Annotated in this window: 14 protein-coding genes, 2 tRNA genes and 1 riboswitch; of the genes, 12 read left to right on the forward strand and 4 right to left on the reverse strand. The window is 44.5% G+C overall.

The features are described from left to right. The first annotated feature begins 126 nt into the window (after positions 1-126). The 11 genes from EYS05_RS12090 (at position 127) to EYS05_RS12140 (ending at position 13,075) form a co-directional block, all read left to right on the forward strand. Positions 127-1,662, forward strand: coding sequence for a YifB family Mg chelatase-like AAA ATPase (locus EYS05_RS12090; protein ID WP_227945533.1), 1,536 nt, complete (start codon positions 127-129; stop codon positions 1,660-1,662). Between the two features lie 25 nt (positions 1,663-1,687). Further along, complete coding sequence (gene dprA, locus EYS05_RS12095; protein WP_110103465.1) at positions 1,688-2,575, forward strand: DNA-processing protein DprA; 888 nt, start codon at positions 1,688-1,690, stop codon at positions 2,573-2,575. Positions 2,576-2,650: 75 nt separating this feature from the next. Next, positions 2,651-4,723 (forward strand): type I DNA topoisomerase, encoded by a 2,073-nt coding sequence (gene topA / locus EYS05_RS12100; RefSeq protein WP_118514696.1) that lies wholly within the window; start codon positions 2,651-2,653, stop codon positions 4,721-4,723. Between the two features lie 146 nt (positions 4,724-4,869). Beyond that, entirely contained in the window at positions 4,870-5,655 is a 786-nt protein-coding gene (codY, locus tag EYS05_RS12105) for a GTP-sensing pleiotropic transcriptional regulator CodY (protein WP_015524350.1), read from the forward strand. Positions 5,656-5,952: 297 nt separating this feature from the next. Next, entirely contained in the window at positions 5,953-6,237 is a 285-nt protein-coding gene (gene groES / locus EYS05_RS12110; RefSeq protein ID WP_015524351.1) for a co-chaperone GroES, read from the forward strand. Positions 6,238-6,284: 47 nt separating this feature from the next. Beyond that, positions 6,285-7,904, forward strand: a complete 1,620-nt coding sequence (gene groL / locus EYS05_RS12115) for a chaperonin GroEL (protein ID WP_138277254.1) — start codon at positions 6,285-6,287, stop codon at positions 7,902-7,904. A 113-nt stretch (positions 7,905-8,017) separates the two neighbouring features. Continuing rightward, positions 8,018-8,521 carry a DUF6106 family protein gene (locus tag EYS05_RS12120; protein WP_118514692.1) on the forward strand — a complete coding sequence of 168 codons (504 nt, stop codon included), beginning with the start codon at positions 8,018-8,020 and terminating at the stop codon, positions 8,519-8,521. Between the two features lie 68 nt (positions 8,522-8,589). Then, positions 8,590-10,044, forward strand: a complete 1,455-nt coding sequence (guaB, locus tag EYS05_RS12125; protein WP_118514690.1) for an IMP dehydrogenase — start codon at positions 8,590-8,592, stop codon at positions 10,042-10,044. A 112-nt stretch (positions 10,045-10,156) separates the two neighbouring features. Further along, complete coding sequence (locus EYS05_RS12130; protein ID WP_243119098.1) at positions 10,157-10,873, forward strand: peptidoglycan recognition protein family protein; 717 nt, start codon at positions 10,157-10,159, stop codon at positions 10,871-10,873. A 97-nt stretch (positions 10,874-10,970) separates the two neighbouring features. Next, positions 10,971-11,052, forward strand: a riboswitch (ZMP/ZTP riboswitch). A gap of 86 nt (positions 11,053-11,138) precedes the next feature. Continuing rightward, entirely contained in the window at positions 11,139-11,852 is a 714-nt protein-coding gene (locus EYS05_RS12135; RefSeq protein ID WP_138277255.1) for an IMP cyclohydrolase, read from the forward strand. Between the two features lie 38 nt (positions 11,853-11,890). Continuing rightward, entirely contained in the window at positions 11,891-13,075 is a 1,185-nt protein-coding gene (locus tag EYS05_RS12140) for a phosphoribosylaminoimidazolecarboxamide formyltransferase (protein WP_138277256.1), read from the forward strand. Positions 13,076-13,282: 207 nt separating this feature from the next. On the opposite strand, the gene EYS05_RS12145 is transcribed toward EYS05_RS12140, so the two are convergent. Both EYS05_RS12145 and EYS05_RS12150 read right to left on the reverse strand, forming a co-directional pair. Beyond that, positions 13,283-13,355: transfer RNA gene (locus EYS05_RS12145), tRNA-Gly, on the reverse strand. 166 nt (positions 13,356-13,521) lie between these two features. Next, entirely contained in the window at positions 13,522-14,211 is a 690-nt protein-coding gene (locus EYS05_RS12150; protein ID WP_138277257.1) for a lysozyme family protein, read from the reverse strand. A 162-nt stretch (positions 14,212-14,373) separates the two neighbouring features. On the opposite strand from EYS05_RS12150, the gene EYS05_RS12155 reads away from it, so the two are divergent. Beyond that, positions 14,374-15,453, forward strand: a complete 1,080-nt coding sequence (locus EYS05_RS12155; protein ID WP_138277258.1) for a 3D domain-containing protein — start codon at positions 14,374-14,376, stop codon at positions 15,451-15,453. Positions 15,454-15,558: 105 nt separating this feature from the next. Here the strand turns inward: EYS05_RS12155 and EYS05_RS12160 are convergent. Together EYS05_RS12160 and EYS05_RS12165 are read right to left on the reverse strand one after the other, a co-directional pair. Further along, positions 15,559-15,631: transfer RNA gene (locus EYS05_RS12160), tRNA-Phe, on the reverse strand. A 130-nt stretch (positions 15,632-15,761) separates the two neighbouring features. Then, complete coding sequence (locus EYS05_RS12165; RefSeq protein ID WP_138277259.1) at positions 15,762-16,946, reverse strand: iron-containing alcohol dehydrogenase; 1,185 nt, start codon at positions 16,944-16,946, stop codon at positions 15,762-15,764. Positions 16,947-17,172 lie beyond the last annotated feature (226 nt).

Consider the following 17,172-nt stretch of genomic DNA (forward strand, 5'->3'; position numbering starts at 1 on the left):
TCTAAAATTCAGAAAATGTCTATCTGAAAATTCCCTTGTTTTTAACCAATGCGGATTTCGAATATCCGCCTGACCTGAAAAGACGAAAAGATGGAAGATCGGGATCCGTTTTTTTCGCAGAAAGGAATGTATTTGTTTGCGAGTGTTTTATCAGCAGCGATCTACGGAATGGAAGTACGTGAGATCCAGGTTGAGGCAGATGTCAGTGATGGTCTGCCTTCTTTTGCTATGGTAGGATTTCCCTCTGCCCAGGTGAGAGAGGCCCAGGAAAGAGTCCGGACTGCATTTAAGAACAACCGACTTTGTCTGCCACCAAAAAAAGTAACTGTAAATTTTGCACCTGCCGATATGAAAAAGGAAGGAGCCGGTTTTGACCTGCCTGTGGCGGCTGCAGTACTTGCGGCTGCCGGAATTCTGGAACCGGATCTTCTGGAAGGAGTTATGATCGTAGGAGAGATCAGTCTGAATGGAGAGATCCATGGGGTTGCCGGAGTTTTGCCACGGGTGATCCGCGCAAGAGAGATGGGCTTACGCTTTTGCGTTATTCCGGAGGAAAATATCCGGGAGGGGAATCTGGTGAAGGATATGCCGGTGTTTGGAGTAAAAAGTCTGAATGACATGATCCGATGTCTGAGAGACCCAAACACTTATACAAATGAGTATCAGGAAAAAGAAAAAACAGAAAATAAACCGGAAAAACCAAATGTTGATTTTGCGGACATCTGCGGGCAGGAAGGAGCCCGGCGCGCGGCCGAGATCGCAGTGAGCGGTTTTCATAATATTCTTTTTATCGGACCGCCAGGATCCGGAAAGACCATGCTGGCAAGACGTCTGCCTACTATTATGCCGGAGATGACATTTGAGGAAAGCCTGGAAATCACCAAGGTATACAGTGTGGCAGGACTTCTCACGGAAAAAGATCCGCTGATCCGGCAGAGGCCTTTTCGAAGTCCGCATCATACCAGTTCCCCTCAGGCTCTGGCAGGTGGCGGCAGGATACCGGGACCGGGGGAGATCACTCTTGCACACAGAGGTGTGCTTTTTCTGGATGAGATGCCGGAATTTTCCAGAAAAAGCCTGGAGATCCTGCGTCAGCCGCTGGAAGATAAGGAGATCCATCTGTCCAGAGCTGCCGGAACTTATATTTTTCCGGCCAGTTTTATGCTGGCGGCAGCGATGAATCCCTGTCCCTGCGGATTTTACCCGGATATGAACAGATGTCGCTGTACATCAGGGGAGATCACGCATTATCTTGGAAAGATCAGCCAGCCTCTCCTGGAGCGTATTGATATCTGCACGGAAGTTCCGGCAGTGAGTTTTTCAAAAATGAAAAAGAAAATTGCAGGGGAATCCTCTGCTCAAATAAGAAAGAGGGTGGAAGCAGTACAGGAGATCCAGAGAGAACGTTACAAAAAGGAAAAATTTTGCTTCAATGGGGAGCTTGACGGAAGAAAACTGGAGAAATACTGTGTAATGACGGGAGGGGCAGACAAACTTCTGGAGCAGGCATATGAGCAGTTTCAATTCAGTACCAGAGCATATCATAAGATCCTGAAAACGGCCAGGACCATCGCGGATATGGAATCTTCCGAAAAGATAAAGGAAGAACATATCTGCGAGGCGTTGGCTTACCGGGCATATGACAAGAAATACTGGTCATAAAACAGAAAAAAGGAAGGTATTTTATATGGAAGAAATACAGCAAACAAGGATCCGGTGTGCCCGGAAGGACAGTAGTGTTTATCCGGCAAGACTTAAGGAACTTCCCGGTATGCCAAAACAATTATATTACATTGGAAGCTTTCCGGATGATGCCAAACCTACAGCGGCGATCGTGGGAGCAAGGCTGTGCAGTCCTTACGGACGGATACAGGCCTTTAATTACGGAAAATTCTTAAGCGAACATGGTGTACAGGTGATCAGCGGTATGGCGGCCGGCATTGATGCTGAGGGCCACAAGGGTGCTCTGGAAGGTGGTACCCCGACCTTTGCCGTGCTGGGAAATGGTGTGGACATCTGTTATCCTTCATCCAGCAGAGGTATTTACCGGAGGATCCCCGAAAAAAACGGAGGGATCATCAGCGAATATGAACCAGGTACCAAAGGCAGGGCATATTATTTTCCGGCAAGGAACCGGATCATCAGCGGACTGGCAGATCTGGTGCTTGTGGTGGAAGCAAAAGAAAAGAGCGGATCACTGATCACAGCTGCCTGTGCACTGGAACAGGGGAAGATGGTATATGCCATTCCGGGAGCAGTAAATGATGCTCTGAGCAGAGGCTGTCACAAGCTGATCTACGACGGAGCAGGAATTGCATACTCTCCGGAAATACTTCTGGATGAGTGGGGATTATCTGTGAAAAAAAAGACAAATTTGTCTGAAAAAAGCAAGTTAGGACTTGCAACGGATTTGGATTTGGTGTATAGTTGTCTCGATTTACGACCAAAAAATCTGGATCATATTATAAGAAAAACCGGTTTTTCACCGGGAAAAACAGCCGGGATCCTGGGACAGCTTATTTTGATGGGGCTTGTGAAGGAAACCGGGAGACAGTATTATATCAGACTTGAATAAATGCTTTTTTGCCCGGAGATTTGGCAGGAGCTTTTAAGCCGGACAGGAAGGCAGAATGAGATTAGGAGAGGTAAAATGGCCAAAAATCTGGTGATAGTAGAGTCACCTGCTAAAATGAAGACAGTAAAGAAATTTCTGGGGGCAAATTATACAGTAGAAGCGTCCAACGGTCATGTGAGGGATTTTCCAAAGAGCCAGTTTGGTATTGACGTGGACAATGATTTTGAACCGAAGTATATTACAATACGTGGAAAGGGTGAGCTTCTTGCAAAACTTCGCAAAGAAGCAAAAAAAGCAGATAAGATCTATCTTGCAACTGACCCTGACCGTGAGGGAGAAGCAATTTCCTGGCATTTGATGCAGGCTTTGAAGACAGATACTGCAAAGATGCACAGGATCACATTTAACGAGGTAACAAAAACAGCAGTTAAGGCTTCCATCAAGCAGGCCAGGGAACTGGACATGAACCTGGTAGATGCACAGCAGGCAAGGCGTATGCTGGATCGTATGGTAGGTTATACCATCAGTCCGCTGCTCTGGGCCAAGGTAAAAAGAGGCTTAAGTGCAGGCCGTGTACAGTCTGTGGCACTGCGTATCATCTGTGACAGAGAAGATGAGATCAATGCATTCATTCCTGAAGAATACTGGAGCCTGGAGGGTGAATTTCAGGTAAAGGGTGAGAAGAAGCCGTTGATAGCCAAGTTCTATGGAACGGATAAAAAACTTCCGATCAGAAACCGTCAGGAAATGGATGAGATTCTGAAAAGTCTGGAAGACTGTAAATATGAGATCACAGAAGTAAAAAAAGGTGAGAGGATCAAGAACGCTCCCCTTCCGTTTACCACAAGTACTCTGCAGCAGGAAGCTGCCAAGACATTGAATTTTTCTACGCAGAAGACTATGCGCCTGGCACAGCAGTTATATGAAGGTGTGGATGTAAAAGGCAGTGGTACGGTAGGTCTGATCTCCTATCTGCGTACAGATTCCACTCGAATTTCAGAGGAAGCAGATGCAGCAGCAAGAACTTATATTTCTGAGCAGTATGGTTTAGATTATGTTTCTCAGACAGAGAAGGCAATCAAAAACGGACAGAAGATACAGGATGCTCATGAGGCAATCCGTCCTACAGATATTGCGAGGACACCAGTTCTGGTGAAGGAATCCCTGACCAGGGATCAGTTCCGTTTATATCAGCTGATCTGGAGACGTTTTGCGGCAAGCAGAATGGCACCGGCACGTTATGAGACCACGTCTGTCAAGATCGGAGCAGGTGAGTATGTGTTTACGGTTGCGGCATCCAAGGTTGCCTTTGATGGTTTTATGTCTGTGTACACAGAAGAGGGCGATGACAAAAAGGGCAATGTTTTAAGTCAAAGTCTGGAGAGGGGTATGGAGCTGAAGCTGAAAGAGCTGAAGCCGGAGCAGCATTTTACACAGCCGCCGGCACATTACACAGAGGCGTCACTTGTAAAGACCATGGAAGAGCTTGGAATCGGACGTCCAAGTACGTATGCGCCGACCATCACAACGATCATCAGCAGACGCTATGTATCCAAGGAACAGAAAAATCTTTACGTCACAGAGCTTGGAGAGGTTGTTAATAATATTATGAAACAGGCTTTTCCAAGTATTGTGGATGTAAACTTTACAGCAACTATGGAGGGGCTTTTGGACTGCGTGGAAGCTGGTACTGTACAGTGGAAAACGGTTGTACGTAACTTCTATCCGGATCTGAAGCATGATGTGGATGAGGCTGAAAAAGAACTTGAGAAAGTTGATATACAGGATGAGGTTACGGATGTGATCTGCGACAACTGTGGCCGCAACATGGTGATCAAGTATGGTCCTCATGGAAGATTTCTTGCATGTCCCGGATTTCCGGACTGCCGTAATACAAAACCATATTATGAGAAAATCGGTGTTGCATGTCCGAAGTGCGGCGGCGAAATTGTCATGAAAAAAACGAAAAAAGGCAGAAAATATTACGGATGTGAGAATAATCCGGAATGTGATTTTATGTCCTGGCAGAAACCTTCTGCAAAGAAATGTCCGAAATGTGGTAATTATATGCTCGAAAAGGGAAATAAACTGGTTTGTAGCCAGGAAACCTGTGGATATGTGGAACAAAAACCAAAAGATGAAGATTGATCGAAAAAATGCTTTTCTATTAATTTTCAGAAAATCCCGTTAAAAATAAAAAAAATATAAAAATGTCTTGTAAATTTCCAGAATAACGTGTAATATTAGACTAGAAAAACGATTTCTTTCAAGGTACGAAAGTGAAAGGAGGAAAAATGAGCGTTCAGTTGCTAGATAAAACTAGAAAAATCAATAAGCTTCTGCATAACAGCAGCTCAAGCAAGGTAGTGTTTAACGACATTTGTCAGGTGCTCATGGAAACCTTAAGTTCCAATATCCTGGTACTCAGTAAGAAAGGTAAGGTTCTGGGAGTCAGTATCTGCCCGGGTGTGGATGAGATCACAGAGCTGATCGATGACAAGATTGGCGGACATATCGACCCGTTATTAAATGAGAGATTTCTTGGTGTTCTTTCCACAAAGGAGAATGTCAATCTCCAGACACTTGGCTTTGAGCATGTACCCGGAAATTATCAGGGAATCGTGAATCCGATCGATATTGCAGGTGAGAGACTGGGAACGTTATTCATGTACCGCAATGATCATCCCTATGATATTGAAGATATTATCGTCAGCGAGTATGGTACAACAGTTGTAGGCCTGGAAATGATGCGTGCGGTTCATGATGAGAACGCGGAAGAAGACAGAAAACAGCAGATCGTTAAATCGGCATTCAGTACACTGTCCTTCTCAGAGCTTGAGGCGATCATCCATATCTTTGATGAGCTGGATGGGGATGAGGGTATCCTGGTTGCCAGCAAGATTGCTGACCGTGTAGGTATCACCAGATCTGTGATCGTAAATGCATTGCGTAAATTCGAGAGTGCAGGTGTGATCGAATCCCGTTCATCCGGTATGAAGGGAACTTACATTAAAGTTCTTAATGAAGTGATCTTTGATGAGCTTGAGGAGATAAAAGCACAGAGAAGCAAGAAGGCATAATGTGATCAGCACTGTCAGATGCTTGATATAAGATAAAGAACGTGACAAAAGAGACTTCCCGTTATCGTGGGAGTCTCTTTTTTGTCTGTTTCATAAAATCAAAATAAATAATGAAATTAAGAAAACAAGAGAAAAAAAGAGTATTAAAGAGATAAAATTAGAATAATATAGAAAAACTATATCTTAAAAGGGTTGCGAAAATATGTGAAATTCACTAATATAGCCATAGTGATTAGCACTCGTAGAAAGTGAGTGCTAGCAGACGAAGATGGAACTTATAAAGGAGGAACATAGATCATGAAGTTAGTACCTTTAGGCGACAGAGTAGTATTAAAACAGGTTGAAGCAGAAGAAACAACAGCATCCGGGATTGTGCTTCCGGGACAGGCACAGGAGAAACCACAGCAGGCAGAGGTTATTGCAGTTGGACCTGGCGGAGTTGTAAACGGGAAAGAAGTAAAAATGGAAGTAGAAGTCGGAAATACTGTTATCTATTCCAAATATGCAGGAACAGAAGTAAAGATGGATGGAACTGATTATATTATTGTAAAGCAGGAAGATATCCTGGCAATCATTAAATAATATAAACATCTTATCGTATATCAATATAAATAGGAGGTCATTTTATCATGGCAAAAGAGATTAAATATGGCGCAGAAGCAAGAGCAGCACTTGAAGCTGGTGTAAATAAACTTGCAGATACAGTAAGAGTGACACTTGGACCGAAAGGAAGGAATGTAGTCCTTGACAAATCTTTCGGTGCTCCGCTTATCACAAACGATGGTGTTTCCATTGCAAAAGAGATTGAGCTTGAGGACGGATTTGAGAATATGGGTGCCCAGATCATCAAAGAAGTTGCATCCAAGACAAATGATGTAGCTGGTGATGGTACTACAACAGCAACCGTACTTGCACAGGCAATGGTACATGAGGGAATGAAGAACCTGGCTGCAGGCGCAAACCCGATTATCCTCAGAAAAGGAATGAAAAAAGCAACAGATGTTGCAGTAGAAGCAATCAAAAACATGAGCCAGGCGATCAACGGAAAAGCTCAGATTGCTAATGTAGCTGCAATCTCTGCAAGTGATGAGCAGGTTGGACAGCTTGTTGCAGACGCTATGGAGAAAGTTTCCAAAGATGGTGTTATCACTGTTGAGGAGTCCAAGACAATGCATACAGAGCTTGATCTGGTAGAAGGTATGCAGTTTGACCGTGGATATATTTCCGCATACATGTCAACAGATATGGAGAAGATGGAGGCAACTCTTGATGATCCGTACATCCTGATCACAGATAAGAAGATCAGCAATATTCAGGAGATCCTTCCGCTTCTTGAGCAGGTCGTTCAGGCAGGTGCAAAACTTCTCATCATCGCTGAGGATGTTGAGGGTGAGGCTCTTACAACCCTGATCGTTAACAAACTGAGAGGAACATTCCAGGTAGTAGCTGTTAAAGCTCCTGGTTATGGCGACAGAAGAAAAGAGATGCTTCAGGATATCGCAATCCTGACAGGCGGACAGGTAATCTCCGACGAGCTTGGCCTTGACCTGAAAGAAGCTAAGATGGAGCAGCTTGGACGTGCAAAATCTGTTAAAGTTGCAAAAGAGAACACCGTTATCGTTGATGGTCTTGGAGATAAAGAAGACATCGCAAAACGTGTTGCTCAGATCCGTGCACAGATCGAGGAGACAAAATCTGAGTTTGATAAAGAGAAACTTCAGGAGAGACTTGCAAAACTGGCTGGCGGCGTAGCTGTTATCCGTGTAGGTGCTGCTACTGAGACAGAGATGAAGGAAGCAAAACTTCGTCTGGAAGATGCTCTTGCAGCAACAAGAGCAGCTGTTGAGGAAGGTATCATCGCAGGTGGCGGATCCGCTTACATCCATGCATCCAAAGAAGTTGCAAAACTTGTTGCAACACTTGAGGGAGACGAGAAGACAGGTGCAGCTGTGATCATGAAAGCTCTTGAGGCTCCGCTGTTCCACATTGCCGCAAATGCAGGACTGGAAGGCTCTGTTATCATCAACAAAGTAAGAGAGTCTGAGGTTGGAACTGGTTTCGATGCTCTGAATGAGAAATATGTAAATATGGTTGAGAACGGAATTCTTGACCCGGCTAAAGTTACAAGAAGTGCTCTGCAGAACGCAACAAGCGTTGCATCTACACTCCTTACAACAGAAGCTGTAGTTTCCACGATCAAGGAGGATACTCCTGCTCCGGCACCAAACCCGGGAATGGGAATGATGTAATTTCAATCAGGCAGGTAAATAATTTACAAAATGAGAGGGCCTGCGTCATGGACGCGGCTCTCTTTTTGTGTTATAATCAAAAGAAATCAGTAAATTACGAAAGGAAGAAGCAAATGAGTGACTTATATTCAGAACTTCTGGTAAAGAAGAAACAGACAGGGAAGGATCTTGTTGTAAAATACGGTCTTATTGCACTGACCGTGATCATGGTTCTGGGAGGTCTGGTGCTGAATGCACTTCTTCTGGTTCCGGCTATCGCTCTTGGTGTTGCATGTTATTTTGTGATTCCGAAAACAGACCTGGAATATGAATATCTGTTTGTTAACGGGGAACTGGATATTGATATGATCATGTCCAAGTCAAAGAGGAAAAGAGTAAAATCACTCCAGCTTGCGGAGGCTGATCTTGTGGCACCTCTGAAATCCCACAGAATGGATTATTACAACGGAAATCAGAAGATGAAAACCATAGACTTTTCCTCAGGGATTGAGGATCATAAGCGCTATGCCATGATCGTAAGAGACAGCGGAGAAACCTGCAAGGTGATCCTGGAGCTGGATGATGAACTTGCCAATACCATGAAAAATTCTGCACCGAGTAAAGTTTTTTTGGATTGACATGAATCTTGTTTTTTGTTACACTAGTTCACAAATTTAAAATATCTTACACAAAGGGAGGAAATGCAATGGGTACTATTATTGGTGAAGGCATTACGTTTGATGACGTCCTGCTGGTTCCGGCTTATTCTAAAGTAATTCCGAATCAGGTTGATGTTTCAACGTATTTAACCAAGAAAGTAAAGCTGAATATCCCCATGATGAGTGCGGGAATGGACACAGTTACAGAGCACAGAATGGCAATTGCTATGGCCAGACAGGGTGGTATCGGTATCATTCACAAGAATATGTCCATTGAGGCACAGGCAGAAGAGGTTGACAAAGTTAAACGTTCTGAGAACGGTGTTATCACCGATCCGTTTTATCTTTCAGCAGAGCATACACTGAAGGATGCCAATGATCTGATGGCGAAATACCGTATTTCCGGTGTTCCGATCACAGAAGGCAGAAAACTGGTAGGTATTATCACAAACCGTGATCTTAAATTTGAGACAGATTTCAGCAGAAAGATCAAGGAGTGCATGACTTCAGAAGGACTGATCACAGCTAAGGAAGGAATCACACTTGAGGATGCCAAGAAGATCCTTGCGAAATCCCGTAAGGAGAAATTACCCATTGTAGATGATGACTTTAATTTAAAAGGACTCATTACCATCAAGGATATCGAGAAACAGATCAAGTATCCGCTTGCAGCCAAGGATGCACAGGGAAGACTTCTCTGTGGTGCTGCGGTTGGTATCACAGCAAATGTGCTTGCGCGTGTTGATGCGCTTGTGAAGGCTAATGTAGATGTGATCGTAATTGATTCTGCACATGGTCATTCAGAAAACATTTTAAAAGCAGTCCGCGAGATCAAGACAGTATATCCGGAACTTCAGGTAATCGCAGGTAATGTTGCAACAGGCGAAGCTACCAAGGCTCTGATCGAGGCCGGAGTAGATGCAGTCAAAGTTGGTATCGGACCGGGATCTATCTGTACAACACGTGTTGTTGCAGGTATTGGTGTTCCGCAGGTTACTGCAGTTATGGATTGTTATGAAGTGGCTAACAGCTACGGAATCCCGATCATTGCAGACGGCGGTATCAAATATTCCGGAGATATCACCAAGGCCATCGCAGCAGGTGCCAATGTCTGCATGATGGGAAGTATGTTCGCAGGATGCGATGAGAGCCCGGGAACATTCGAACTTTACCAGGGAAGAAAATATAAAGTATATCGTGGAATGGGATCTATCGCAGCTATGGAGAATGGCAGCAAGGACCGTTATTTCCAGGAGAATGCCAAGAAGCTTGTGCCGGAGGGTGTTGAGGGTCGTGTTGCGTATAAAGGACACGTTGAGGATACCGTATTCCAGCTGATCGGTGGTTTAAGATCCGGTATGGGTTACTGTGGAGCAGAGAATATTGAGAAGCTTAAGACAACAGGCAGATTCATCAAGATTTCAGCTGCATCTCTTAAAGAGTCACATCCACATGACATCCACATCACAAAAGAGGCTCCAAACTACAGTGTAGATGAATAATAAAGGAAAAAAAGGTAAGACCGGTAAGAAGTCACCCAGGCCGTCCCATAGCGGGCGGCCTGTTTCCGTAAAGAAAACTTCCTCCGAGTCTTCCAGAAGAAAAAAGAAGTCTTTGAGAAAAAAGAATCCGATCAAGATCCTGCAAAGGGTTGTGCTGATATTTATCATTGTGATCGTTGCTTTTGCTGCGTGTGTGTTAGGATACGCATTTTTGGAGATGCGCATGGAACAGAGTGAAACTCAGTACGGACAGGAAGAAATATCCGGGAATGCCAGCGGAAATGGCGGGCCGGAACAATGGCAGGCAGAAGGAGCGCCTTTTATTGATGTGGAGCTTCTGACACCGAATTCCTATTCCAGACCACAGATTTCTATCGAACAGGTAAATTATATAGCCATTCATTATACGGCCAATCCGGGATCTACTGCCGTATCCAACCGGAATTATTTTGAAAATCTTGCGACAACACAGGACAACAAAGTCAGCAGTCATTTTGTGATAGGGTTGGAGGGAGAAGTGGTACAATGTATTCCTACCTCGGAAATATCCTATGCCACAAATTCCAGAAATGTAGATACCATATCCATTGAATGCTGCCATCCGGATGAAACAGGGCAGTTTAATACAGCAACCTATGATTCGACGGTAAAGCTGACAGCGTGGCTTTGTACACGCTTTGGGCTGACTTCGGATCAGGTGATCCGTCATTATGATGTTACAGGTAAAGACTGTCCGAAGTATTATGTGGAGAATCCCGATGCATGGATCCAGATGAAATCAGACATTGCCGCACAGATCCAGACAGATTATGCATTACAGGGGAAATAAAGTGTTATTGTTTATTTTGTGAGCAACAAGAAGTCTGGAAAAATAATTTCTGAAAATAGGGGCTTGAAAATTAAGAAGAAGTATTGTAGTATAACAGCAGAAGCTGCATGACTGGCGGAAAGTAGGATCACCTACAGGGAGTGCAGTGAAGTGAGAAGCCGACCGCCTGGGCAGCCTGATAAGGGGTGTCCAGGCGGTTTTTTGTTACCGTTCATATCCTGGGATAAGCCCTGGGCCTTACATTAGACAAGGAGGACTGTGAAAAATGACGACATTTTCACTTGAAAAAGAACTGAAAGAAAATTCCTATCCGGGAAGAGGAATTGTGATCGGACGTTCCGCTGACGGGAAACATGCAGTTACTGCATATTTTATTATGGGAAGAAGCGAGAACAGCAGAAACCGTATTTTTGTTGAGGATGGGGAAGGAATCCGTACACAGGCTTTTGATCCATCCAAGCTTACAGACCCGAGCCTGATCATCTATGCACCGGTACGTGTCCTTGGAAATAAGACCATTGTAACAAATGGTGATCAGACAGATACGATCTATGAGGGAATGGACAGACAGCTTACCTTTGAACAGTCTCTCCGCAGCAGAGAGTTTGAGCCGGATGCGCCGAACTATACACCTCGTATTTCAGGCGTTCTTCATGTTGAAAACGGTAAATTCAATTATGCGATGTCTATTTTAAAGAGCAATAACGGAAATCCGGATTCCTGTCTTCGTTATACATTCGCCTATGAGAATGCGGCAGCAGGACAGGGACGTTTTATCCATACTTATAAATGTGATGGAAATCCACTTCCAAGTTTCGAGGGAGAGCCGAAGCTGGTAGAGATCCCAAGCGATATTGATGAATTTGCGGATCTCCTCTGGAAGAGCCTGAACCAGGATAATAAAGTTTCTCTCTTTGTTCGTTTTATTGACATTGAGACAGGAAAATATGAATCCAGGATTGTAAACAAGAATAAATAAGAAAATAGGGATATCACAGAGAACGGAGGAGCTTTTTCATGAAAGAATTACAGTTAAAATATGGATGTAACCCAAATCAGAAACCATCAAAGATCTATATGGCAGATGGAAGTGAGCTTCCGATCCAGGTACTCTCCGGAAGACCAGGATACATCAACTTCCTGGATGCTTTTAATGGCTGGCAGCTGGTACGTGACCTTAAGAAAGCAACCGGACTTCCGGCAGCAACTTCATTTAAGCATGTATCTCCGGCAGGTGCTTCCATCGGACTCCCACTGAATGAGACACTGGCAAAGATCTATTGGGTAGACGATATGGACTGGAAGAATTTTTCTCCGCTTGCATGTGCGTATGCAAGAGCAAGAGGTGCAGATCGTATGTCATCATTTGGTGATTTTATTTCTCTTTCTGATGTCTGCGACAAAGATACCGCAATACTGATCAAGAGAGAGGTTTCTGATGGTGTGATCGCACCTGGATATACAGAGGAGGCTCTTGAAATTCTGAAGCAGAAGAAAAAAGGCAATTACAATGTGATCCAGATTGATGAAAACTATGTTCCGGAACCTTTGGAGCACAAACAGGTATTTGGAGTCACTTTTGAGCAGGGCCGCCAGGAGCTGGCAATTGATGATGCGCTGATCTCCAATATTGTAACAGAGAATAAAGAGCTTACGGAAGAAGCCAAGAGAGATATGAAGGTTTCTCTGATCATCCTGAAATATACACAGTCCAATTCCGTATGCTTTGTTAAGGACGGACAGGCTATCGGCGTTGGTGCAGGACAGCAGTCCCGTGTACATTGCACACGCCTTGCAGGCCAGAAGGCAGATAACTGGTATCTCCGTCAGTGCCCGAAGGTACTGGAGCTTCCGTTTAAAGACACGATCACACGTGCGGAGAGAGATAATGCCATTGATGTTTACATTGGTGAGGAATATATGGATGTCCTTGCAGATGGTGCGTGGGAAAAGACATTCACAGAGAAGCCGGAAGTGTTCACAAAAGAAGAGAAGAGAGCATGGCTGGATGGTCTTACCGGTGTGACACTGGGATCCGATGCATTCTTCCCGTTCAGTGATAATATTGAGCGCGCATATAAGAGCGGTGTAAAATATATTGCAGAGCCGGGCGGATCTGTCCGTGATGACGCAGTTATCGATACATGTAATAAGTATGGAATGGTGATGGCATTTACTGGAATCCGCCTTTTCCACCACTAAAAGATATATATCATGACCATGATAAGCGGCTGAAATAAAAGATAAAAAATATAAAGTCCCGAATCTGAATTTCTGGAAAAAAGAAATCAGATTCGGGACTTTTTGATTGAAGGAGGATAGTTTTCAACAGGCTGTGAATGTCCATATGATTGAAAGCAGGTATAAATCAGCAAAAAAAAAGAACTCTGAAAAATCAGAGTTCTAAAGAGCGATAGACGGGGCTCGAACCCGCGGTCTCGACCTTGGCAAGGTCGCGCGTTACCAACTACGCCACTATCGCATATGCCTTATCGCCTCAAGTATCTCCCTCAGCGACAAGACATATATTAGCATAGATTTTATATTCTGTCAAATGTTTTTTGGAATTTTTTTGAAATTATATACAACATATAAAGTTTATTCCAGACATCTGAAACAGACCTTGTATATGACAATATTTCGGTGGCTTATGAGTTATTGTCTAAGTGGTAATAGCGCAAAACATGATCCGGATAGTATTGGTCACCATAGTCCCATGGACCTGCAGGATCGTGAAGGGGATCATCTTCATCACGTTGTGTGTTGCCGCTTGCCATCTGGGCAAAGGCCTGGGCACTTTGGGCCGTCCACACAGTCTGATCGTTCTCCTCCAGATAAGCAAAATAGGAATCGGCTCCGAAATTGTATGCCTGCAGAGCCAGACGGATTTTGGAAAGATCAGTCGGACCGGTACAGCCGGCTTTATCCAGAGCATATTTCAGTTCTTGGATGCCACAGGAAATAGAGTAAGAAGGATCTGTGATACCATTGGGCTGCTGAGGATATCTGGCATTGTAGGCTCCTTCTGAGGACTGCATGGGATCGGTACCCTGTCCGGAGCTTTCCTGCATCATCACAGCCAGGAGCAGGTCTACATAGTCGGACATATTATATTGTGCTGCTTCGCTGGAAACCTCATCGCGATAAGCTTCACAGGCTGCATTGATCTGATGGGTTTCCTCCTGCCTGCCGGAAAATCTGGGAAAACGCAGAAGGATACAGCCCACGATCAGCAGAAAAAGACATGTCAGAAAGATCTTTTGCCTGCGTACCTGCTGTACACGGAGTCTGTGGCGCTGTTTTTTAGTAAGGGTTGGTTTCTTGTGTTTTGTATTCATATATGTATTGTATCCGTTACGGATAGATTTGACCAGTTAAAAAATATGATCTTTTTGTTAAAAATTTCTGAAGACTGTCCTGTGAAATTGCAAAATATGATCTGATATGCTATGATAGTCGGGACAAACCGTAGAATGCTGGAAAAAAGGAGGCAAGATTTCATGCGAAAAAAGCTTCTGGCAGTTATTTTATGTGCTTCTATGCTTTTCCCTGTATCAGTATCTGCAGAGGTACTGGGATATGAAGCAACATTGGATACATATACACAGGAGAAAAAAACACCTCAGCAGTTTCAGATTGATGATGGGGCGGGAAATACAGTAAATGTTTTGGCGAAGAATGATACGCTTTATGTTACAGCGAAAAATACGTTAATCCGGTCCAATCCGGGAGACAGTGGTACAGAGCTGCGTTCTGTGATCCTGGGAACGAAGCTTGAAAGAGTTGCAGTCTGTGACAATGGCTGGAGCAAGGTGACCTTCCAAAAGAAAGGTGAGGACAAGATCATCGGTTATGTTTCGGACAGCGTGCTCAGTGATACAGAGATCGTAAATAAATTTACGGATACAGTTACAGCGGCACAGGACAGTGATATCCTGGATTATCCCGGCAAGAAAGACGGAGAGGTTGTAGGAGAGGTCCTTCAGGATGATGAGTTGAAAAGAACAGGTACGGTAGATGCTATCTGGAGCAGGATCGTTTACACAGATGACAGTGGTTCAGATCACGTCGGATATATTCCGACCAGCTGTCTGGAAGGTTATCAGGCTACGGAAGTGGCCAAGGCAGAGCAGGAAAAGAACACAAAAGCAGGATCCCTTACCAAGAGTTCCGGGGAGGGGATTTTTGCGGATGCAGTGGATGGTGTAACTTCCACAGGTGGTTCCGGAAGTACCGCAGCTGGCGTACAGATCGGAACGCCGGTATCAGTATCTTCTGACGCGACACTGAAACCACTGGGAACATTCCGGATCACGCATTATTGTCCGTGCAGCATCTGCTGCGGACCATGGGCGAATGGAATTACTTCCACAGGAGTAACGGCCACTACCAACCGTACGATCGCAGTGGATCCGAGTCAGATCCCATACGGTTCCAAAGTAGTGATCAATGGCCAGGTTTATGTTGCAGAGGACTGTGGAGGAGCAATCCGGACCAATTGTATCGACGTATATGTGGCAACACATTCCGAAGCAGAGCAGAAGGGTGTGTTTTATACAGAAGTATATTTGCTTCAGTGATCAGAAAAAGACTGCTGTAGATTCCACAAGGGATTTGCAGCAGTTTTTTTGTATAAAAAAACTCTGACCAGCAGAGGCTATTCTGCGATCAGAGTAAAAAAATAATGCCCAGAGCCGGAATCGAACCAGCGACACGAGGATTTTCAGTCCTCTGCTCTACCAACTGAGCTATCTGGGCATGTCTCTTTCGAGTACTTTGTTACTTTAACACATTTATGTAGAGAATGCAAGGGAAAAATAAAAAAAACAGATGTTTTTCTGAAAAATCTGATTTTCAAAAAAACATCTGCAATATTATGGCTACAGATTTATCTGGCAGCAAGATAGATTTTTTCCATATCTTTCATGTTCAGCTGTTTGAATACACCGATGGTACGGGTGTCTTCAAAGCTGCATTTAAACGCCAGATCATGGATCTCCTTTTCTGTAAGATCAAGACCAAGCTCATGAAGGCTGGTAGGCATCTGGATGGAACGAAAATAATCTTCCATGGCTTCAATGCCGGCAAGGGCAGTTTTGTTGAAGTCAGTACTGCAGGGAATGTCAAATATATTGACTGCAAACTGGGCAAAGCGTTCCGGATTTGCATCATAAACGTAACGTGCCCAGCTTCCCCACAAAGCGGCAAGACCAGCTCCGTGAGCTACATCGTAGGTGCCGCCCAGTTCATGCTCCAGCTGGTGACAGGCCCAGTCACCACCGCCGGTTCCGCAGCCGGTAAGTCCATTGTGGGAAAGGCTGCCGGCCCACATGATCTCTGCCCGTGCAGTATAATTATCCGGCTCCTTCATCAGGATTCGGGAGTTATAGATCACAGTCTGCATCAGAGATTCGCTGATACTGTCAGTGATCTCCATGGTTTCGATATTTACAAAGTACCGTTCCATAGTATGCATCAGGATATCCACACAGCCGCTTTCGGTCTGATATTGCGGCAGGGTATAGGTGAGTCGAGGATTTAAAATAGCAAAACGTGGGCGGCACAGATCGTTGCGGGCACTACTCCGTTTCAGCCAGCCATCTTCATTGGTGATCACACAGGATCCGCTCATTTCACTTCCGGAAGCTGCGATCGTCAGGATAACGCCTACGGGAAGACAGGATTTTGGGGTTTCGGTGCGGAGAAAAAAGTTCCATACATCTGTATCCGGATTGGCAAGTCCATAGCCGATGGCCTTGCAGGAATCAATAACGCTGCCACCGCCAACAGCCAAAAGAAAATCAACCTGTTCTTTGCGGCAAAGCTCAATACCCTCACGTACCTTAGAGAGACGGGGATTGGGAACCACACCGCCAAGAGTGACATAGGAGATACCAGCTTCATCCAGAGAAGATCGGATCTCATCGATCAGACCGGAGCTTACTGCACTGTGGCTGCCATAATGGATCAGTACTTTGCTGCAGTTCTGCTCTTTTAGAACAGTGCCGATCTTAAGGTGTGTATCTTTCCCGAAAATAACCCGGGTAGGGGTAAAATATTCAAAATTTCTCATAGAGATTAGGCTCCTTTTTATGATCCGCAGGGGTATCATCTTGGTTCATTTAATTGGTTTAAAGACGTTATAATAATAGCATAGAAGAGAAACAGACGCAAATAAAAGCTATTGAAAAAAGGGTGTAATTTTGGGGGAATGTGGTATAATGACTTCTGTGAAGGAAAAGTGACCTGATCACAGAAACAGACCAATGCGAAGCGTATATTATAGAACAGATCCAAAT

The organism is Blautia sp. SC05B48, assembly GCF_005848555.1.
Taxonomy (GTDB): Bacteria; Bacillota; Clostridia; order Lachnospirales; family Lachnospiraceae; genus Blautia_A.

Bases quoted from the DNA above. Each gene is read 5' to 3' on its own strand.
- EYS05_RS12090 (WP_227945533.1), top strand. From the start codon at position 127: ATGTATTTGTTTGCGAGTGTTTTATCAGCAGCGATCTACGGAATGGAA.
- dprA (WP_110103465.1), top strand. From the start codon at position 1,688: ATGGAAGAAATACAGCAAACAAGGATCCGGTGTGCCCGGAAGGACAGT.
- topA (WP_118514696.1), top strand. From the start codon at position 2,651: ATGGCCAAAAATCTGGTGATAGTAGAGTCACCTGCTAAAATGAAGACA.
- codY (WP_015524350.1), top strand. From the start codon at position 4,870: ATGAGCGTTCAGTTGCTAGATAAAACTAGAAAAATCAATAAGCTTCTG.
- groES (WP_015524351.1), top strand. From the start codon at position 5,953: ATGAAGTTAGTACCTTTAGGCGACAGAGTAGTATTAAAACAGGTTGAA.
- groL (WP_138277254.1), top strand. From the start codon at position 6,285: ATGGCAAAAGAGATTAAATATGGCGCAGAAGCAAGAGCAGCACTTGAA.
- EYS05_RS12120 (WP_118514692.1), top strand. From the start codon at position 8,018: ATGAGTGACTTATATTCAGAACTTCTGGTAAAGAAGAAACAGACAGGG.
- guaB (WP_118514690.1), top strand. From the start codon at position 8,590: ATGGGTACTATTATTGGTGAAGGCATTACGTTTGATGACGTCCTGCTG.
- EYS05_RS12135 (WP_138277255.1), top strand. From the start codon at position 11,139: ATGACGACATTTTCACTTGAAAAAGAACTGAAAGAAAATTCCTATCCG.
- EYS05_RS12140 (WP_138277256.1), top strand. From the start codon at position 11,891: ATGAAAGAATTACAGTTAAAATATGGATGTAACCCAAATCAGAAACCA.
- EYS05_RS12150 (WP_138277257.1), bottom strand. From the start codon at position 14,211: ATGAATACAAAACACAAGAAACCAACCCTTACTAAAAAACAGCGCCAC.
- EYS05_RS12155 (WP_138277258.1), top strand. From the start codon at position 14,374: ATGCGAAAAAAGCTTCTGGCAGTTATTTTATGTGCTTCTATGCTTTTC.
- EYS05_RS12165 (WP_138277259.1), bottom strand. From the start codon at position 16,946: ATGAGAAATTTTGAATATTTTACCCCTACCCGGGTTATTTTCGGGAAA.